The sequence below is a fragment of the Schaalia sp. Marseille-Q2122 genome, assembly GCF_903645355.1.
GTDB lineage: Bacteria > Actinomycetota > Actinomycetes > Actinomycetales > Actinomycetaceae > Pauljensenia.
Map to the genome: position 1 here is coordinate 72,791 of NZ_CAHJXR010000001.1, position 20,093 is coordinate 92,883.

General features: G+C 61.5%; 15 protein-coding genes and 1 tRNA gene. 12 read left to right on the top strand and 4 right to left on the bottom strand.

Going from position 1 to position 20,093, the window contains the following annotated elements; all coding sequences use genetic code 11:
* Positions 1 to 3 precede the first annotated feature (3 nt).
* From HWX48_RS00300 to HWX48_RS00320, 5 genes are all read left to right on the top strand, one after another.
* Entirely contained in the window at positions 4 to 1,023 is a 1,020-nt protein-coding gene (locus HWX48_RS00300; RefSeq protein WP_175953521.1) for an NAD(P)H-dependent glycerol-3-phosphate dehydrogenase, read from the top strand.
* 67 nt (positions 1,024 to 1,090) lie between these two features.
* Positions 1,091 to 2,224 (top strand): D-alanine--D-alanine ligase family protein, encoded by a 1,134-nt coding sequence (locus HWX48_RS00305; protein WP_175953523.1) that lies wholly within the window; start codon positions 1,091 to 1,093, stop codon positions 2,222 to 2,224.
* Positions 2,225 to 2,377: 153 nt separating this feature from the next.
* On the top strand, positions 2,378 to 3,292 hold the full coding sequence (locus HWX48_RS00310) for a RimK family alpha-L-glutamate ligase (RefSeq protein WP_175953525.1): 915 nt from the start codon (positions 2,378 to 2,380) through the stop codon (positions 3,290 to 3,292).
* A gap of 129 nt (positions 3,293 to 3,421) precedes the next feature.
* Positions 3,422 to 3,775 (top strand): metallopeptidase family protein, encoded by a 354-nt coding sequence (locus HWX48_RS00315; RefSeq protein WP_175953526.1) that lies wholly within the window; start codon positions 3,422 to 3,424, stop codon positions 3,773 to 3,775.
* A 107-nt stretch (positions 3,776 to 3,882) separates the two neighbouring features.
* Positions 3,883 to 3,955 (top strand) — tRNA-His (locus HWX48_RS00320).
* Between the two features lie 79 nt (positions 3,956 to 4,034).
* Here the strand turns inward: HWX48_RS00320 and HWX48_RS00325 are convergent.
* Both HWX48_RS00325 and HWX48_RS00330 read right to left on the bottom strand, forming a co-directional pair.
* Complete coding sequence (locus tag HWX48_RS00325; RefSeq protein ID WP_175953528.1) at positions 4,035 to 5,525, bottom strand: Na+/H+ antiporter NhaC family protein; 1,491 nt, start codon at positions 5,523 to 5,525, stop codon at positions 4,035 to 4,037.
* Between the two features lies 1 nt (position 5,526).
* Positions 5,527 to 6,858, bottom strand: a complete 1,332-nt coding sequence (locus tag HWX48_RS00330) for an alpha-L-fucosidase (protein ID WP_254872886.1) — start codon at positions 6,856 to 6,858, stop codon at positions 5,527 to 5,529.
* 147 nt (positions 6,859 to 7,005) lie between these two features.
* Here HWX48_RS00330 and HWX48_RS00335 point away from each other — a divergent pair, with 147 nt between their 5' ends.
* The 6 genes from HWX48_RS00335 (at position 7,006) to HWX48_RS00360 (ending at position 16,109) form a co-directional block, all read left to right on the top strand.
* Complete coding sequence (locus tag HWX48_RS00335; RefSeq protein WP_175953530.1) at positions 7,006 to 7,701, top strand: FadR/GntR family transcriptional regulator; 696 nt, start codon at positions 7,006 to 7,008, stop codon at positions 7,699 to 7,701.
* Between the two features lie 224 nt (positions 7,702 to 7,925).
* Complete coding sequence (locus HWX48_RS00340; RefSeq protein ID WP_175953532.1) at positions 7,926 to 9,008, top strand: iron ABC transporter substrate-binding protein; 1,083 nt, start codon at positions 7,926 to 7,928, stop codon at positions 9,006 to 9,008.
* A 70-nt stretch (positions 9,009 to 9,078) separates the two neighbouring features.
* The gene (locus tag HWX48_RS00345; RefSeq protein WP_175953534.1) at positions 9,079 to 10,650 is read left to right on the top strand and encodes an iron ABC transporter permease; all 1,572 of its coding nucleotides are present in this window, start codon (positions 9,079 to 9,081) and stop codon (positions 10,648 to 10,650) included.
* Positions 10,647 to 11,720 carry an ABC transporter ATP-binding protein gene (locus HWX48_RS00350; protein ID WP_175953536.1) on the top strand — a complete coding sequence of 358 codons (1,074 nt, stop codon included), beginning with the start codon at positions 10,647 to 10,649 and terminating at the stop codon, positions 11,718 to 11,720. Before HWX48_RS00345 ends, HWX48_RS00350 begins: the two co-directional genes overlap by 4 nt.
* 57 nt (positions 11,721 to 11,777) lie before the next feature.
* Positions 11,778 to 13,646, top strand: coding sequence for an SWIM zinc finger domain-containing protein (locus HWX48_RS00355; protein ID WP_175953538.1), 1,869 nt, complete (start codon positions 11,778 to 11,780; stop codon positions 13,644 to 13,646).
* Between the two features lie 51 nt (positions 13,647 to 13,697).
* On the top strand, positions 13,698 to 16,109 hold the full coding sequence (locus tag HWX48_RS00360) for an excinuclease ABC subunit UvrA (protein ID WP_175953541.1): 2,412 nt from the start codon (positions 13,698 to 13,700) through the stop codon (positions 16,107 to 16,109).
* A gap of 75 nt (positions 16,110 to 16,184) precedes the next feature.
* Here HWX48_RS00360 and HWX48_RS00365 read toward each other — a convergent pair whose 3' ends face one another.
* Together HWX48_RS00365 and HWX48_RS00370 are read right to left on the bottom strand one after the other, a co-directional pair.
* Positions 16,185 to 16,865: a phosphatase PAP2 family protein gene (locus tag HWX48_RS00365; RefSeq protein WP_175953543.1), complete on the bottom strand. Its 681-nt coding sequence runs from the start codon at positions 16,863 to 16,865 to the stop codon at positions 16,185 to 16,187.
* Between the two features lie 207 nt (positions 16,866 to 17,072).
* On the bottom strand, positions 17,073 to 18,401 hold the full coding sequence (locus HWX48_RS00370) for an MFS transporter (protein ID WP_175953545.1): 1,329 nt from the start codon (positions 18,399 to 18,401) through the stop codon (positions 17,073 to 17,075).
* A gap of 288 nt (positions 18,402 to 18,689) precedes the next feature.
* Between HWX48_RS00370 and HWX48_RS00375 the strand changes: the two genes are divergently transcribed.
* On the top strand, positions 18,690 to 19,958 hold the full coding sequence (locus tag HWX48_RS00375; protein WP_175953547.1) for an MFS transporter: 1,269 nt from the start codon (positions 18,690 to 18,692) through the stop codon (positions 19,956 to 19,958).
* Positions 19,959 to 20,093: the final 135 nt, after the last annotated feature.

Here is a 20,093-nt window from a genome sequence, read left to right on the forward strand (position 1 = left end):
ACTATGCCGATGATGCAAGCAACAGTCCTGGGAACCGGAGCGTGGGGCACCACCTTCGCTCAAGTATTGGCCGACAGCGGAATGAAGGTGCGCCTCTGGGGTCGCAACCGCCAGACCAATACCCTCATCAACGAAGGCGAGAACTCCACCTACCTTCCCGGTATTGAACTCTCCCCGTCCCTGAGCGCCACCGACGACCTCGGCGAAGCCCTCCAGGGCGCCGACCTCGTCGCCGTTGCAATCCCCGTGGCCGCCGTGCGCGAGACCCTCAGCCGCGCCAGCACCCTCCTGCCCGAAGGCACCGCCATCGTCTCCCTCGCCAAGGGCCTGGAACTGGGCACCCACAAAACCGTCCACCAGATGATTACCGAGGCCACCGGCATCGCCTCGCAACGCGTCGCAGTGCTCTCCGGCCCGAACCTCTCCCGCGAGATCGCCGAACACAACCCCACGGCCACCGTCATCGCCTGCGAGGACGCCGACCTCGCCACACAAATCGCTGAAGCCTGCCACACCCCCTACTTCCGCCCCTACGTCTCCACTGACGTCATCGGCTGCGAAATCGCCGGCGCCACCAAGAACGTCATTGCCGTCGCCATCGGCGCTGCGGAGGGCTTTGGCCTGGGTATTAACTCCCGCTCCACCCTCATCACCCGCGGCCTGGCTGAAATGACACGCCTAGGTACGCGTCTGGGCGCCGACCCCGGCACCTTCGCCGGACTCTCCGGCGTGGGTGACCTTGTCGCCACCTGCTCCTCGCGCTTGTCACGCAACTACTCTTTTGGGGTGCGTATCGGCCAGGGCATGAGTTGCGAGGATGCGCTCGCGGTCTCCCCGGGCGTGGTGGAGGGTGCGCGCGCGGCCCGACCGATCCTTGAACTTGCTCACTCCCTGGGCGTGGACATGCCGATCACCGAAGGCGTGGTCCGCGTTGTTCACGAGGGTGCGAGTGTGCGGGAGATGGGCGAAATGCTCCTGTCGCGCCCAATGAAGAAGGACGGCTGGAAGATCGAGCTGATCTGAGCTGGCCGCATTCAAAATGCGGTTCTTCGGGCCGCTGAACGATAGTGTTATCTCCATGATGTCTGATATGACTGCTGCTCCGACCCGCCCGCGTGTCCTCCTGGTTTTTGGGGGCCGCTCTGGCGAACACGAAATCTCGTGCGCAACTGCGGCCGCATTTATGCGAGCCATTGACCGTGAAAAGTGGGATGTTCTGCCCACCGGTATTACCCGCGACGGGCAGTGGGTGCGCGTCGAGGACGATCCGACGCTCTTTGAGTTCACGGATCAGGGCGGCCAGCAGGTGGTGGCGGGCGACACTCGCCTTATGCTCAGCCCCGGCGGCGCCTCGCTGCTGGAAGTGACCTACGAGGGCGAGGCCGGCGCCTCCCGCGCGGTCAGTGTCAATGATCTTGGTGCCGTTGACGTGGTCTTGCCGCTCATTCATGGCCCCTACGGTGAGGATGGCACGATTCAGGGCCTCATGGAAATGTCCGATGTGCGCTACGTGGGCTGTGGTGTGATGTCCTCGGCGATCAGCATGGATAAGCACCTGACGAAGACCGTGCTTAAGGCTGCCGGCATTGAGGTGGGCCGCTGGGAGCTGGTCACCGCCCGCGACTGGGCTGGCGACCGTGAGGGTGTGGAAAGCCGCGTCGCCCACTTGGGCTACCCGGTGTTCGTCAAGCCTTGCCGTGCGGGATCCTCGCTGGGGATTACCCGCGTGGATGGGCCCGAAGCTCTGGCTGCTGCGATGGACGAGGCTCAGGCGCACGACCCGCGCGTCATTGTCGAGGCCTCCACAGTGGGCCGAGAGATCGAGTGTGGTGTCCTTGAAGGCCTGGACGGGTCACTGTCGACAGCTCCCTTGGGTGAGATCGTGGTTCCCGAGGGCGGCTTCTATGACTACGACTCGAAGTATGTGGACACTGACGCCATTGGTTTGGAGTGTCCTGCGTCCATTGATCCTGTGGCGGAGTCTGAGATTCGTCGCACGGCAGTGCGTGCTTTTGAGGCGCTGGCCTGCGAGGGTTTGGCTCGCGTGGACTTCTTCTACGATCCGAATACGGGTGCGATCAGCATTAATGAAGTTAATACCATGCCTGGTTTCACCCCCTATTCCATGTACCCGCAGGTGTGGGCCACTGCTGGCTTGAGTTACCCGGAGCTGGTCGATCAGCTCTTGCAGGTTGCTGCGGCTCGTCCCCTGGGCTTGCGCTAAAACGATCTCGGTCTGCGAACGACCGCGCCCCCTCCCCGTTTAGCTAGGGAGGGGGCGCGGTCGTTAGTGCAGGAGGTGTGAACCGATAACCTCGCGGGGAATTACCGCAGTGGGACGCGCAAAAAAGGGGTGTCATCCGGTAACGTGTGAAGCATGACGAAGCCTCGGATTACTCTGGTCACTTCTGCTGACATGCCCAACCTTTACTCCGATGAAGCAGGCCTGCTGGATGCGCTTGCGGAACGCGGGACGGATCCGCGCATCGCCGTGTGGAATGATCCCGATGAGGACTGGTCGCAGGCAGGGCTGACGGTTGTGCGTTCGGTGTCTGACTACGCGCAGAACCGTCAGGGATTCTTGGAATGGACCAAGCGGGTGCCTCGTATCCTCAACCACCCTGATGTGCTGGAGTGGAACTCTGACAAGCACTACATGATTGAGCTTGAGCGCATGGGACTGCCAGTCATTCCCACGACCTGGCTGGAGCCTGAGCAGAAGCTGCAAAAGCAGCAGCTCCACTCGCGCTTCCCTGCCCTGTCAGACTTCGTCGTCAAGCCCGCAGTGTCCTCGGGCGTCCGTGACATTGGCCGTTACACCGCCAATGACCCCTACCAGCGTCAGGCGGCCATTAGTCAGGCCGCAACCCTGCTGGACCAGGGGCGTTCGGTCATGGTGCAGCGCTACATGGAAGAAATTGACATTCACGGCGAGATCTCCCTGATCTTCTTCAATGGCTTGATGTCGCACTCGGTGGAAAAGCGCGCCATGCTGCATCCGTCTTCCGTGACCGAGCCCTCCATGCACGAGGCTGTCGTGACCAGCCAGGAGGCCTCCGAGGAGCAGTGGCGTTGGGGTGAGCAGATTCGCGCCGTCATGCACGCCTACGTGCGTCAGCGCATGGGCCGCGATGAGCAGTTCCTCTTTAACCGCGTGGACGTGGTGCCTGACGGGAAGGGCTCTTTCCGCGTGATGGAAGCATCCCTGGTGGATGCCGACCTGTACTTGACGTCGCACCCGGCTGCGCTGGGTAATTTTGCTGACGCGATCGCGATGCGCGCCTTCTGGTGATGCTAGCCGTCGCTGGAGGTGCGTGAAGGAAAGCCTGGCCCGGTGCCGGGCTTTCCTCATGTCGACCGGCGTGAGCGTGGCGTTCGTCGAGAAAAAACGAGGGCGTGAGCAGGGGAAAGGAGTGCGCGGATGCCCATCGAGATGAGCCGGGAAGACTTTGAGGCCCTTGTCGACGAGGCTATTGATGTCATTCCGGATGAGTTTTGGGATCAGGTGGAGAACCTGGTTGTCCTTGTCGAGGATGAGCCGCCCGCTTCTGAACCCTCTGACATCCTCGGCTTATACGATGGGGTGCCGATTACCGAGCGTGACGACTACGCGGGTGTCTTACCTGATCGCGTTTTCGTGTTCCGTAATCCGACCCTGGCAATCTGCGACACGGTAGATGACGTTGCCGAGGAGATCCGTGTGACACTGGTGCATGAAATCGGCCATTTCTTTGGTTTTGATGATGATCAGCTCCATGACTTGGGGTGGGCCTAGCTGCTGAGCGGGGCAGATCACAGTGCCATCGGGGCTGTGGAGTTTGGAAGAGTTGGGGGAGAGCTGCTAAAGTTCTTACCTGTTGCACCGCTTAGCGGAGCGCGATGGTGGCTGTAGTTCAGTTGGTAGAGCACCTGGTTGTGGTCCAGGACGTCGCGGGTTCGAGTCCCGTCAGCCACCCCGAAGGCAGGGGCCTCGGATGTGAAAACATCCGAGGCCCCTGTGTTTTGCCGGGCTTGCGCTCAGGCCGCGTGGAGGATCACTTCCGCGTGTTCTTCGCGCCGTAGAAGCAACCGATGCCCGTGATGGCCAGGAGCGGAGCGATGATGAAGTTCGCCCACTGCAAGAACATGTAGGGCACGTAGTCGGCGTAGGCAACGCCCAGGGTTGTCACCATGAACACGCCGGTTGTTGTCCAGGGGAGCATGGGCTCAATGAAGGTGCCGTAGTCCTCAATGGAGCGCGACAAGACCTTGCGGTCGATACCGGCCTCGTCGTACTTGGGCCCAAAGGCGGCGCCAATGATGAAGGAGGTGGCGTACTGGTTGGAGGAGAAACCATTGACGAAGGCCGAGCTCAGCAGCGAAGCGATGATGATTCCGGGGCGTGACTTCATGTGACCGAAGGCCTTGTCAACCACTGTGCCCATGGCGTTGATGAGGTCCAAAGAGCCGATATACATGAACACGCACAGGGTGATGATGACCGCACTGGCCATGGAGTACAGGCCGCCTCGTTGGATGATTGCCAGGGCTTGCTCGCCGATCTTGTCAGCTGAACCTACCGCTGTCATATCAATGGTGACGCCATTAATCAGTGACTGAATCATCTGATCGAAACTGAAGCCCTGCACGATAATGGCAACCAGGCCGCCGGTCACCGCCGAATACAGCAGGGTTGGCAGTGGAGCCTTGCGAAGAGCCGCGCCGGTCAGCATGACCAGCAGCGGTAGCCACACCAGCGGCGAGAAGCTGAAAGCAGAGGCAAGATCGTCAGCAACGGGGCGCGTGAAAGCCTCGACGTCGACACCGCTCTTCGTGGGCTGCATGAAGCCAAAGATCACGGTCAATACGAGGGCGACGAGGTAGGCGGGGCCGGTCGTGTTCACCATGGATCGGACGTGGGAGTACAGGGGAGTGCCCGCACCCATGGCCGCCATATTCGTCGTATCCGACAGGGGTGACATCTTATCGCCGAAGTAGGCGCCCGAGATGATCGCCGCAGCGAGCAGACCCATATGAGCGTCGGTGGCGATACCGACATTGATCAACACGACGCCAATGGTGCCGGCAGAACCCCACGAGGTGCCGGTCAGCACAGAAAAGAGCGAGGTCAGCAAGAGGGCGACGACGTAAATCCAGGCGGGGCTGACCAATAGCATGCCGTAGTGGACGAGCATGGGGATCGTGCCCGCAGCCGTCCACGAGCCAATGAGAATACCAATCGCTGCGAGCATCCAAATGGCCGGTAAGGCAGTGCGGGTGCGTTCGGCCATGGTGCGCGAGATGGAATCGAAACGGAAACCCAGCCACAGCAATAGGGGCCAGGTGCCCAGGGCTGCGGCGAGGAAGGTGAACTCAAGCGGCCATGCAGGCAGGTCAAAGACCATCGGTCCAATGATCATGCCCCAGACGATGAGGACAACAAGCAAAAGGACGGGAGCGAGAGCGTGCCAGAATCGGGGCTCTTTGGTGGTTTCGGGGGTGCGTTCAAGGGGAGGCGGGGTGGGAGCCTGCGTCGTGGTCGACATGCTAATTCCTTTCCACGCCCATGCACGTCACTGTGCAGGGCATTGGGGTGGTGTCACCAAGGTCAATGGAGGAGCCGTCGTAGGGCAGTGCGTCGCTGCAGCCCATGACGTGAGCCGAGGCAATGGGCCAGGGCAGGGGGATGCGTGAAGGAGCCTGTGAGGTGCATAGGAGGTACACGGCGTCGTCCTCGTCAGAGGCGTGTGAGCGCACGGCATACACGCCTTCGGGAAGGTCGCCAGCCAGGGGGCGCGTCTGGTAGATGGCCGAGCCGTTGACGTCCATCCAACGGCCGATCTCTTCGAGGCGGTGGCGTTGGATGTCGGGGATGCGTCCGTCGGCAGTGGGGCCGACATTGAGAAGGAAATTACCTCCGCTGCCGACGGTGCGGATGAGGAGGTCAATGAGTTGGGAGGCAGGCAGGTAGGAGTCGGGGGTTTCGGCCTGGTTGTAGCCGTAGGATTTGCCAATCCCGCGGCTCTCCTCCCAGGGGTGGCGCTGCCCGTAGCCTTCCACATCGGCGTATTCGGTGGAGTAGTAGTCGCCGTGTGCGCCCGGCATACCCACGTGCATGCGGTCATTGACGACGACCTCGTTGCGGTTGGGAGCTTGGGTGTAGAGCCAGGTCAGCAGCTCACGAGTGCGGACGTAGTCCTCATCCAGGTCCCATTCGCCTCCATCGGTGTAGATGAGGGAGGGCGCGTATTTTTCATTGAGTTCCTTCCACTGGGGGTGGAGGATCTCGTCGACGTAGCGTTCGGGTGGAATGCCGAAGCGTTGGGCGTCTTCCTCGGGGATGAAGTAGCCGCCCTCGCAGCGGTGACTGCGGTGGGTTTCCCACTCTGGCATGGAGTAGTAGAGTCCCATTTTCAGGCCGACGGCGCGCACGGCATTTGCGAGCTCTCCGAGGAGGTCTCGGTGGGGGCCGACATCGCCGCTATTCCAGCCTTTCTTGTGGGGGTTGTCGGTGGTCCACATGCAGTAGCCATCGTGGTGCTTGGAGGTGAGAACGACATAGCGTGCCCCTGCCTGTTGGAAGAGGGCGGCCCACTCGTCGGCGTTGAAATGTTCAGCGCTGAGGAGGGGAGCGAAGTCGCGGTAGCGGAACTTTGGTCCCCAGGTGCGCGCGTGGTAGTCCCCGTCGTTGTTACGGTAGGGGCCGTAGACGGAGGCGTAGTACCACTCGGCGTAGGAGCCGAAGAGTTCGTTGTTGGTTGAGCGCCATGCGGGGACTGAGTAGGGTCCCCAGTGAATGAAGATGCCGAATCGTGCGTCTTGGAACCATTGGGGGATGGGACGGGCATCAAGTTCGTCCCAGGTTTGTATGGTGGTCACATCAACTCCTCAACTATGTGGGTGAGGTAGGAGAATAAATGTGGTGCGCGCTAGTCATCGTTGACCGCGTTGTCGGACATACAGTTCAAACGTAGCACTACGTATTGCGATATGGAACGATTTTGTTGGACAAAAGGTGAGGAAGTTATGGGAGCGGTAGATACGGCGCGAGAAGGCATCTGTCAGCTCATCGCCTCCGGTGAACTCAAACCTGGTCAGCGTCTGCCCGGCGAGGTTGAGCTCGCTGCGGCCCTGGGCGTGTCACGCGGTTCGCTCCGCGAGGCCCAGCGCATGCTTGCTGTGGCCGGGGTGCTTGAGCCTTCCGGCAAACCGGTTGTCTCCGACATGAAGGCCACAAGCCTCATGACCGGCTTGGCAATGGTGGTTCCCCTCCTGCCCGTTGAGCGCCTGTTGGAATTGTTTCCACTGCGAGAGGTGTTGGAGAGCTATCTGGCTGCTCAGGCGACGGCCAGGATGTCTGACGCTGACTTAGACGAATTAGAAGCGCTGGTCATGCGGGTCGCTGCCCTGGAGGCGGATGATCCGCAGGCCGCTGAGTTGGACCACCTCTTCCACTCATTGCTCATCCAGGGCGGTGGTGATGAGATGATTGGTGCTCTGCTGGAGACAATCCATCAGCGTGGCGGCGACTATCGAGTGTTTACGGGCGAGGGTGCGCAGGCTTTTAAAGCCAGTAGTGACGAGGGGCATCGGCGCCTCATTGCAGCCATGAGGAATCGTGATCCTGAGGGCGCTAGGTCGCTGATGGCGGAGCATATCCGAAATACGCGCTATCGCCTGCAGCGGATGTATGTGGATTCTTCGGAGCCGGCCACCCAATAACCTGGAAGAGATCTGGGAGATGTAGGGGATTTCTATGCGGGGGCGCGCAATAGCGTCAATCGTGCTGACCTTCCGTCAGATCGCTTGCGAAGGAAATTAGGTAACGCTACTCTTCTCTAATTGTTGGGACTTTCGGCTCAGGTGCTGCTGCCCTCAAGATGACGCTCCGCAGCACCGCGAGCACCACCCAACACGCATTGCCCCGCAATAGAGGAAAGAAATCCATGCGTATTCGCCGTTTTGCCACCGCAGCACTCACCGCTGCCGCCCTCGTCAGCCTGAGCGCATGCAGCTCCGGCACCGCACCCCAGTCCGCTGCACAGTCTGCAGCTGATACCGCAGCACAGAGCGAGGCTGCCCAGTCTGCCACCGCCGCCGGCGACGACACCCTCGTCGTCTACTCCGGCCGCAACGAAAAACTCGTCGCACCCCTGCTTGAGCAATTCACCGCAGACACCGGCATCAAGGTCGACGTCCGCTACGCTGGCACCCCCGAACTTGCCGCACAGCTCCTCGAAGAAGGCGACAAGACCCCCGCACACGTCTTCCTCTCCCAAGACGCCGGCGCACTCGGCCTCGTCTCCGGTAAGGGCATGTTCTCCACCCTTCCCAGCGACGTCACCAGCAAGGTCGACGCCACATACACCTCCAAGGACGGCTCCTGGGTGGGCCTGACCGGCCGCGCCCGCGTCATCGCCTACGACAGTGAAACCCTCACAGCTGAAGAGGTTCCCGGCAACGTCTTCGATCTCACCGACCCCAAGTGGGACGGCAAGATCGGCATCGCCCCCTCCAACGCCTCCTTCCAGTCCTTCGTCACCGCCATGCGCGTCACCGAAGGCGAAGAAAAGACCGAAGAGTGGCTCAAGGGCCTCCAGGCCAACAACGCCCAGATCTTCGCCAAGAACGGCGAAATCCTCGAAGCCGTCAACAACGGCACCGTCTCCCTGGGCCTCATCAACCACTACTACTGGGCACGCTCCGAGCAAGACCCCACCACCCTTCGCGCACAGCTGAAGTTCGGCGACGCTGGCAGCGTCTCCGCCCTCGTCAACGTCACCGGTGTGGGCATCCTCAAGGGCGCAGAAAACAACGCCAACGCCAAGGAATTCGTCAACTACCTGCTCTCGGACAAGGGGCAAGACTACTTCCTCAAGGAAACCTTCGAGTACCCCCTCGTCTCCGGTAAGGAAGGCCCCAAGAACGTCCCCGCCCTCAAGGACCTGGGCGCACCCGACGTTGCGCTGAGCGACCTGTCCTCCCTGGACAAGACCGTCGAACTGCTCACCAAGGTCGGCCTGATCTGACCGACACTCCACTGACCAGGGTCGCCCTGAACGCCACCAGCGTGTCAGGGCGACCCTGCACGTGTCCACCATGACCACTCACCTTCCCCGCGCTCCACGCTCAGCCCGTGCCTCACGCTCAGCCCGTGCCGCCACCACACGCCATCTGCCGCCCCTGCTCATCGCAGCAAGCATCCTCGTGGCCATCGCCGCCCTGACGCCAGTGATCTACCTCGTTGAGCGCGCATTCCACGACGGGCTCCACGAGGCCACCGCCGCCCTCCTCCGCCCCCGTGTTGCCCGCCTCTTTGGCAACACCCTGGCCCTCGTCCTTGCCGTATGCAGCGTCGCCACGCTCATCGGCGTGAGCACAGCATGGGCCATTACCCGCCTACGCCTGCCCACCCCGCGCCTCTGGGTCGTCCTCGCCTGCCTCCCCCTGTCCATCCCCAGCTTCGTCGGAGCCTTCGCCTGGCTCTCCGTCTTTCCCCAAATCACCGGGTTCTGGCCGCTCGTAGCCGTCATGAGCGCAGCTTCTACCCCCTTCGTCACCGTCCCAAGCATCGCAGCCTTCCTCCAAGCAGACCACGCCTCCGCCGACGTCGCACGCACCCTGGGACGCAGCCGCGCACACGTCTTCTTCACCATCACCCTGCCCCAAATCCTTCCCGCAGCCGCAGCAGGCACACTGGTCGTCGCCCTCTACACCCTCGCTGACTTCGGAGCCCCCGCAATGCTCCGCTACGACACCCTCACCACCGGTGTCTTCGCCCTCCTCGCAGCGGGCGCCTCACGCTCCGCGCCCGCAGCAATGGGTGTCGTCATCACCCTCATCGCCGCTGGGCTCGTCATCGTCGAAAACCTCCTGAGGGCACGCCACCACGCCAGCATCCGCACCAACTACCGCCCCGCCCCCACCCGCTTGACAACGTTAGGAACCGGCGGCGTCACCCTCGTCCTCACAACGATCGCGGCACTGTCCGTCGCAGCACCCATCCTCGCCCTCCTTGTGCGCGCAGCCCTCAACACACGCTACGACACCAACTGGGGGCGCATGGTCGACGCAGGCGCCATGACCCTGCTCATCGGCTTCGCGGCAGCCAGCGTCGCCGTCATCCTGGGCCTGCCCTTGAGCTATATTGCCGCCCGCCTACGCTCCCGACTGGTCACCCTGCTTGAGATCGCAACCTTCTCCGGCCACGCCCTGCCCGGTGTGGTCCTGGCCCTGGCAATGGTGTCACTGACCCTCACCCTCACTCCCTGGGCCTACCAAACCCTCGGCGCCCTCGTCATCGCCCTCGTGTTGCTGTACATGTCCAAGGGCGTCGGGGCGATGCGGGCCGGATTCCAGCAAGTGTCCGCTGCCGCAGAAGACACCGCGCGCACCCTGGGGGATGGGCCCCTGCGAGTGTGGTGGCGCGTCAGCCTCCCCCAAGCCCTGCCCGCCATCGGCGCAGCCTGGCTGCTCGTCGCCACCGCCGTCATGAAAGAACTACCCGTCACTCTCATGCTGCGCCCCACCGGCGTGAATACGCTGGCTACGGAATTGTGGAATAGTAGCTCCCTGGGAGCCTACGGCGCCTCCGCCCCCGTCGCCCTCGCCCTCGTCCTCGTCGGACTCATCCCCGCCGTGATGCTCGCCCGGAAGGTAACCATCGCATGAGCGCAATCATTCGCAACCTCAGCGCCCACTACATTCCCGGCGTGCCCGTCCTGCGCTCAGTGAGCATGGAGGCGCCGCCCGGCCAGGTCACCATCGTCCTGGGCGAGTCCGGCAGCGGTAAGACCACTCTTTTGAGGGTGCTGGCGGGCCTCCACCCGGCCTCCTCAGGAGAGGTGCTCCTCGACGGGCAAGCCGGCGTGCCCGTCGAAAAACGCGGCGTGGGCTTGGTTCCCCAGGAAGGCGCGCTCTTTCAGCATCTGACGGTGGCCGCCAATATTGCCTACGGTCTGCGCGGGGTGAGCCGCAGGGCCGCCATGAAACATCCGCGCGTATGTGAACTCCTCGCCCTTGTTGGCCTTGATGGGCTGGGCGAACGCATGCCCCACGAGCTCTCCGGCGGGCAGCAGCAGCGCGTCGCCCTCGCCCGAGCGCTCGCCCCCGAACCGCGGATGCTCCTGCTTGACGAACCCTTCAGCGCCCTTGACCCTTCGTTGAGGATGCGCGTGCGCGACGAGGTCTTCGCCATCTTGCGCGAGCAGAACCTGCCGACTCTGCTCATCACCCACGATCAGCAAGAAGCCCTGTCATGCTCGGACCAGGTGGCGGTTTTGCGCGAGGGGCGCCTGGTGCAGGTCGGCAGCCCGCAGGACCTGTACTTTTCGCCTGCCGACGCGTGGGTTGCGTCCTTCGTGGGGGACGCCTGCATCCTGCCAGCCCTTGGCCCTATTGAAGGACGAGGCGAGTGCCTACGCACGCCCGTCGGCGAGGTGACCACCCGGGTTGCGTGCGAAGGACGAGGCCGCAGCGCTGTGCTGGTCCGCCCAGAGAACGTGACCCTACGGGCATGCGGCCAAGAGGTGGCCTCGCCCCGCTGCGGGGGCACCACGGTACACGGGCAGGTGCGGGGGATTCGATTCCTCGGGCACTGCCGCCTGGTGGACATCGTCTTGCGTGAAGGCGCCGAGGAGTACACGCTGGTGGCTCGGGTGGATCCTCAGGAGCAGATCCCTCCAGTGGGCGAGATGGTCTGTGTCGAGGTCGACTGTGCCCTGCACGCGATGGGGGAGTAAAATGCCTCCGGTCAGTACTTTTAAGCAAATCCGGGGTGGAAGAGACATGATTGGAACATGACAACTTCCACTTCCTTCGATGAGCTGTCTGACAGGCAGAGCGAGTCTGTGCAGCGCAGCCTACCAACATGCTCAACTCCAGAGGTTGTGTGCTCAGCTCTGAGCGTGCCGACCCTGCGTGCTGTGGCTGGCGCGAAGGTACTTGGGCGCGCCTATGAATATATCGACGCTTTGACGATCTTGGATCGTGCTGCGGGGCATGCCGAAGCGATCAGTGAGCTGAGCTCTCCTTACGCTGTTGAGCTGTGGTGGGATCATGTGGGAATCCACGGCAGGTGCTGCTGCCCTTATGGAAACCTGGGGCATTTCTGTAAACACATGGTGGCTCTCGGACTCCGGATCCTTCGCGAGGAGAACCTGGAACAGACAAGCAAAGCACCTGGGATCGGCAAACACGCTGAAGGTCAACAATCTAACGATGCTTGCCTGCCACAGCGAGAACAATCAATTCACCGTTTTCTTCAGACCATCACGGGTGAGCAAGCGCGAGCCATGCTCATGGAGGTATATCAGGAAGAAGAAGACCTCGATGAGCTCCTTCAGCGGCGCTCAGAAATTTTTGAGATGAGGAGCTTGGATAAGACCGAGAGTCTCTTTGCGCGGATACGTGAGGCTACCCGCCCGTATAAAGATCAGATTGATCTTCATTTCGTTGCCTACATGAGTGTTGAAGAAAGTATTCGGGATCTGAAGTTCCTTGCAGACTCTGGTCACGAGCATATTGCCTACGTTGCAGTTGAGCGTCTCCTGTTTCGTTTCCTGGCAGCCTATGGGTCGGCCGAGAACGACTGCACAGAATTGAGGTGCCTAGGTAAAGACCTGCTTTCACTGCACGTGACTCTCACTGGCCGCGTTGCGCTCAACCCGCAGCAACTCGCATGCGCGCTTGTCACGATGAGAGATGCAAAACCGCAGTGGCTGCACATGTCTTTCCTGCCGTACCTGTCTGCACTCGGACAGGACGGGCGCTCCTACTGTCAGCGTGAAGTGGACGCAATCGAGGAACGCTTGAAGTCTGGCGGTGGAGGTTCCACGCAGAGAGGATTTTTCCAGGCGAAGTATGCTGATGCCGAACATATCCTCAGCCGTCAACGCAGAGAACTACGGTTGATGAAGGCGGAATTGGCCTATATGAGTGGGGAGTACGACAGCGTCCTTGAGTCGTTAGAAGGGGCAGTGCCGACAGCGCTGCCGGGCATGATCAGCGTCGCGCTCGCACGCGAAGACTTCTCCACTGCAGCTGATCTGGTGGAGCAAGCCTATGAAGCACAACGAGTGAGCGCATCAGGAGCTCACGGCCCATGGAATGCCGATTCCTTGAGTGCAGTGCATATTGCGCCGCAATGGGCCCAAGAGATCCTCATCCGTGCCCGACGCCGTGAGGAAGCAGCAGAATATGCGCGTGAGTACTTCATCAGTCACCCGGACACAGAATCAGCGCAGATGTGGATCGACGCTATTGCCCAAACAGACTTCGAAGCTAAGGAACGCGAGGCGCTGCGACAGTGGCTGCTCACCCACCCCTCGCGTTATTGCGATGGCGCACTCCCTCTATTCCTGATGGTGGGGGACCATGAGGGTGCCTGGCAGTGGGTGGATGCCCATGGTGCAGGGCGCTCATGGAGGCACTTGGTGTTCCACGACCCTCAGCCCTACCCTCAGCGCGCCTTGGAACTCGCTGTCGAGGTGTGCACTCAACGGCTGGAAAATGGCGCACGATGGGAGCTACTGGCCGATGACATTGCCATGATGCACGAACTGGCACGTCAGGCCGATGACCACGAGGGGACAAATCGCTACACCCAGTGGGTGAAACATTGGCGTGATAGGCTGTGGCGCCTTTATATGCCGCATTTCCAGCCCTAATGGAGCTCTGTGCTGAGGAATAGCTTCTCAAGACCAATAAGGAGTTCTGCCATGGCCGTATCCGCTGACTGCCGTCCTGACAGCACTGCAGAAACTCGTGCCCTTCATCCCGCCGATGACCATGATGTCATCGTCGTGCGTGGCGCCCACGAAAACAACCTGCGCGGCATTGACCTAGACATTCCCAAGCGTCGCCTGACGGTCTTTACGGGCGTATCTGGGTCGGGCAAATCCTCGCTGGTGTTTGACACCATTGCCGCCGAATCCCAGCGCCTCATTAACTCCACCTACTCGAGCTTCCTTCAGGGGTTCATGCCCAGCCTTGCACGCCCAGATGTGGACGCATTGGAGGGACTGACGACGGCCATCGTTGTCGGTCAAGAGCCGATGGGCGCGAACCCTCGCTCAACGGTGGGCACAGCCACCGATGTTGACTCAATGCTCCGTATTCTCTTCTCTCGCCTGGCCAGCCCGTCTTTGGGATCCCCGCAGGCCTACTCCTTCAATATTCCCACTGTCAGCGGAGCCGGGGCGATCACCGTCATGAAAGATGGCCGTGAGCTGAAGGTAGCCAAGCGCTACTCCCAAACGGGCGGCATGTGTCCGCGCTGTGAGGGGCGCGGCAGTGTCTCTGACATTGACCTTGCTGCCGTTGTCGACGAAAGCCTCTCTTTGAACGATGGGGCGATTCTTGTCCCCGGCTACAAGGCCGGAGGGTGGGCGGTACGCCTCTACTCTGATTCGGGCTTCTTCCCCGCCGATCAGCCCGTTGCCTCTTTCACTGCGAAACAAAAGGAGCTCTTCTACTACGCTGAGCCGCGCAAGGTAGAGATCACCGGCATCAATATGACCTACGAGGGCCTGATCCCCAAGGTCCGTAAATCCCTGCTGGCCAAAGACCCTGAGGCTATGCAGCCTCATATTCGTGCCTTCGTTGACCGAGCTGTCACCTTCACCACCTGCCCCGAGTGTGCGGGCACGCGTCTGAACGAGGGGGCGCGGACCTCGACCATTGATGGGGTGTCCATTGCTGACGCTTCCTCGATGCAGGTCTCAGACCTGGCCCAATGGGTGGCGGGCCTGGAAGCACCCGAGGTCGCCCCGCTCATTGCACAACTTGCGCATGCCCTTGAATCTATGGTGACGATTGGCCTGGGTTACCTGTCGCTGAACCGGCCAACGGGTACCCTCTCCGGCGGCGAAGCCCAACGCGTGCGCATGGTCCGCCACCTGGGTTCCTCCCTCACAGACGTCACCTATGTCTTTGACGAACCCACCGTGGGGCTTCATCCGCACGACATCGCACGCATGAATGAGCTGCTCGGAAACCTGCGCGACAAGGGCAATACGGTGCTGGTGGTTGAACACAAGCCTGAAACCATCGCCATTGCCGATCACATTGTTGACCTCGGCCCGCAGGCGGGTAGCGGCGGCGGGCAGGTCACCTACCAGGGGGACCTCGCAGGCCTGCTGACCTCCGACACGCTGACCGGCCAACACTTCGGACACCGGGCCCAGCTCAAGTCAGCTGATGCCCTGCGTGAGCCGACGGGCGCTATTGAGGTGCGCGGCGCCTCGCTCAATAATCTGCGTGAGGTCGACGTCGATATCCCCTTGGGGGTGCTGACGGTCATTACCGGCGTGGCTGGCTCGGGCAAATCCTCGCTCATTCACGGCTGTCTACCCGCCGATGTTGAGGCTATTAGCGTTGACCAGAGCCCCATCAAGGGATCGCGACGCTCCAACCCGGCCACCTACACGGGCCTGCTGGAGCCTGTGCGCAAGGCTTTCGCGAAGGCAAATGGTGTCAAGCCCGCACTCTTTAGCGCCAACTCTGAGGGTGCCTGCCCGAATTGCTCGGGAGCTGGCGTGATCTTTACCGAACTGGGGTTCATGGAGACGGTGTCCTCTCCCTGTGAGGTCTGCGAGGGGCGCCGTTACGACGCTGCAGTACTGGGCTACACCCTGGGTGGGAAGAACATCGCTGACGTCCTCGATATGCGCGTTGACGACGCCCTCATCTACTTTTCCGAGGGCGAGGCGCGTATCCCCGCTGCGGCCAAGATCGTCGCCGCCTTAGAGGACGTGGGTTTGGGGTACTTGAGCTTGGGCCAGCCCTTGACGACCCTGTCAGGCGGTGAACGTCAGCGCCTCAAGCTTGCGATTCATATGGCACACAAGGGCGGCGTGTACATTTTGGATGAGCCGACCACCGGCCTGCATTTGGCTGATGTTGATCGCCTGCTGGCACTCCTTGATCGCATGGTTGATCGGGGAGCGACAGTGATCGTGGTGGAGCATCATCAGGCAGTGATGGCTCACGCGGACTGGGTGATCGACATGGGGCCCGGCGCCGGTCACGACGGAGGGCGCGTGGTCTTTGAGGGGCGCCCGGCTGAGCTTGTCGCTCAGGGGGAGACGCTGACCGGCCACCATTTGGCCGAGTACGTGGCTGCCCAGTAATCCTGCGGGGCTGGGCCTGGCTTTGCCTGAGTTGGGGGAGTGCGGGTTTGCGATTCCCCCGGCCCTCCAGGCCCTTTAGTGGGCGGCTCTCGGCTGCGTCGTGGCCGGAGTGGGCGATGCCGGTGGCCTTGTGAGGATGGCCCAGATTGCGGGCGTGGCTGCTAGCGCCCAGACCATGGAGCCGATGGTGTCGGTGGGGAAGTGCACCCCCGTGGTCATGACGACCACCATGATGGTGAGCATCGCGAGTGCGACGAGGGGGTAGCGGTAGCGTCTGCGCACGTAGGGGGCGAGGGCGAGGGCGAGGGCGATCGCCAGTGCGCTGACGAAGGCCGTGTGCCCGCTGGGGAAGGATAGGTCGGTGGGGACGATGCCGCTGGGGTTTTCCATGGTGCTCATGTCGGGGCGGGGTCGGCTAAAGAGTGCCTTGATGAGGGGGATGGGAAGCCATGCGAGGGCGACGGTGAGAAGGAAGAGGAGGCCCATGCGGGTTTTGGAGTAGACGAGGCCCACGAGCAGCGCACAGCCCAGCAGGAGGTAGATGCTGTAGGGCACCTGGAGGCCCAGGTAGATCGAGTCGACGATGGTGGCCACGGTGTCTGAGCGCTTGGCGTTGAAGGCGTGGGTGATCGCGTAGTCGAAGTCGGAACGACGCACGAGTGTCCCCAAAGCGAGGACGAAGGCGAGGGCCAATCCGACGCGAGTGAGGTGCGGCTTCAGAGAATGCTGGAAGGCGGGTGGGGGAGTGTCAGTCACAGAGTGAACTCTAGCCGGAGGGGTCGGGGGTGGCTGGGTGAGTTTCTGAGTGTGGATGAGGGGCATGGCCGAGGGGCGCGGCCGAGGGGCTGGTGGAGCGTGGGCAATGACATGGGGGAGACGGCACAGCCGTCTCCCCCATGCGTATCCCATCCGATTAAAACTTTACATGAAAGAGATTCGAATGGGCGAGTTGTGAGAAAGCCTCTACGCGGAAAGCGCTGCGGCTTGCCGCCTGTTGTGGCGACGGTTGAGGACTTCCAGCCATGCCGACAGGAGTGCGCCGCTAAGGCCAACCCCAGCCATGAGAAGGAAAATCAAGGTGAATCCGGTGGAAGGGGAGTCTTTGTGAGCATCAAGGATGGAGCCATTGAGTGTGGTCGCCCACAGAATGCAGGCAAAGGCCATGAAGGAGTTCACCGACATTGCCGAGCCCACCATGGTGGAAGGGAGATGAAGCTCAGCAACAGGGGCTTGTTGGATGCCTTTGGCCATCATCGTGACGAAAGCGAAAGCAGAGAGCGCGGCGACAGCCATCCAGGAGTTGTCCGAACCGCCGGGCAGGAAAGCCAAAATGACAAGGAATCCTGCACCTAGAGTCAGGGTAATGGCAATCGTTGTTGCTGAGGATTTGAAAACCTTGTCCGCGATAATTCCGCCCAGGATGCCGCCCGAGAGGCCAAGTAGGATCGCGTTGACGGTGGCGTAGAGGGCGGCAACATTCTCATCGAAGGCGTAGACGCGAACAAAGAATGGGGTGGTGTAGACCAAGGTGGTGTAGACCCAGTACACGCACATGCCAGCAATGCCTGCCAGCCACACGCGGGGGATCCGCAGGGTCTGCAGCAGGCCGGCCAGAGCCTCCTTGCCGGTGACGGCTTCGGTGTCCTCACCCGAGGCGTCGCCCTCGGTGCGTGGGTCGGCGGGAACAAAGCGATGGATGAGGAGGATCATCGGCAGGGTCAGGCAGGCGTAGACGATCATGCCCCACTTGAAGGCAATGAGGGAGCCGCCCGCAATGGCCATCACACCGATAAGGATGCCGTTCAGGGTTGCCTCGCCGCCGGCGCGGAAGGCTGTGAGAACGCCCAGGCCAAAGCCCTTGTTGTCGCGTCCAGAAAAGAGGACGACGCCCTTGACCACCGCAGGCCAGAACACGGAGTCCCACACACCCCAGGATAGGGTGATGGCGAACATGACGGGGAATTTAATGCCCTCAGGAAGTGAGGGGGTCAGGCCGATGAGGATCAGTGCGGTGATGCAGCGATACGCCAGTCCCACCATAAGGATGCTGCGCGCATTAAAGCGATTGTTGACCCATCCGCCGGGGATGTAGAAGAAGACGGCGACACCCAGGGCAGTAAAGAGGAGGCCGAATTGGGTATCGGTTAGGCCGTAGTAGGTGACGAGCCGTTGGTAGAAGGGAATCTTGAAGGACTCGAAGGCCGAGTAAATAATCTGGCCGGAGAACACGACAGTAAGGAAAGCTGCGATCTGCTGGCGTGTCTCAAACCCATTGCGCCGGAAAAACCCCACGAAAACTCCTGACATCAGCATCACTGGTGAAGGGACGTAACGAAGGAATCCTAAACATTTCCAGCTCTGCATCTGAACATCTGTGACAACGTGCAGAGCAAATGGGCGAGCCTGAGAAAATGGGGCCAGAAATCCCGAGCGATCAGTGACGATACAAGTTCGTATTCTGAAATACTTGCCGAGGTCTAGTAGGGTACCATCTTCACCTGCATCCTCCCAGGTCGGATGCGATACGCCTCATAGTCGCAGAAAGTAGGAAGGCGGCCCAATGGCGCGTACCCTCAAAGGATGACCACATCTTCCCCCGCTGCCCCCGTGAGCACCCCTCCCACCTCAGCTGGCACAGCGCGCTCGGGGAAGATCTCGGCCAACCCCACCCTGCGCGCCCTCCTCGTCATCGTGTTCTTTACCTACATTGCGCAAAACATGCTCAATGTCTCCATCGCGCCGCTGTCACGCGCATTGGGCCTTGTGGAGTGGGCAATCGGCTTAGCTGTATCACTGGCGGCACTTTTCGTTGCCATGCTCTCCCAGTTCTGGGGGCGACGCTCCACTCACTGGGGGAGACGTAGTGTCCTGCTGATCTCCCTGACCCTCGCTTTCGCGGCCGGCGCTCTTTTTGTCGCTGCGGTCTGGGCTAAAGCCATTGGTTTGATTGGCGCTGTAGCCGCGACCGCTGCGATTGTGCTCGCTCGTGGCCCCTTCTTTGGCTCTGCGGTGTCGGCCATCCCGCCCACCGCGCAGGCGTTGATCGCAGAAATTACCCCCAATGAGCAGGCGCGAGTACGAGGAATGTCCGCATTCTCGGGGGCAACGAACCTGTCCATCATGATCGGCTCGCTCGTTTCAGCCTCTCTTGGTGCATGGTGGATCTATGCGCCGGTCTACGCGACCCCCTGGCTGGTCGCTGCGGCCCTGCTGGTTGCCTTTTTCGCTATTCCGGTGACCGCCAGCCGCAAGGATCACCCGCTTCCGCCGAAAATGCGGTGGACTGATCGTCGCGTCCTGCCGTGGATCCTCTCGGGCATGGGGCTCTTCTTCGCCAATGGCGTCTTGCAGATCATCGTTGGCTTCGTCGTGCAAGACCGCCTGCACCTTGACCCCCAAAAAGCGCTGACCGTCACCGGTGGACTGCTCCTTGCCTCCGCAGCCGGAGCAATGATCGCGCAATTGATCGTGGTGCCACGCCTGCTCTGGCCGCCGCGTCGCCTCGTGCGCGTGGGCTTGAGCGCCGCACTGGTAATGTTTGCCCTCATTGCCCTGGTGGATTCCATGGTGGTGATCTCTGTGGCCAGCTTCTTCATGGGCTTCGCCTCGGGCATGCTCGGCCCCGGCTACACCGCCGGGGGATCCCTCGCTGTCGGCCCAGACGAGCAGGGGGCCGTCGCGGGGGTTCTCCACGCTGTTGGCGCAGTGACCTGGATTTTTGCCCCTGTCACCGCCACCGCGCTCTACGGATGGCACCCCATAGCGCCTTTTGCTCTGGCGGGGGTCTTCTTGCTGATTTCCACCGTTGTGTCCTACGTTCACCCGCTGCTTCGCGCCCGACGAGGCTAACCTTCTCCGCGTTTTACGGTGTGGTGGCGGCAGGTGGGCGAGCCTCTTCGAAGGTGTGACCAGAGGGGAGGGGCTAGCAGCTCGGTGATCACAAGCTGGATGTTCTGCTGGGCATTGTGAAATGGCTGATGGGGA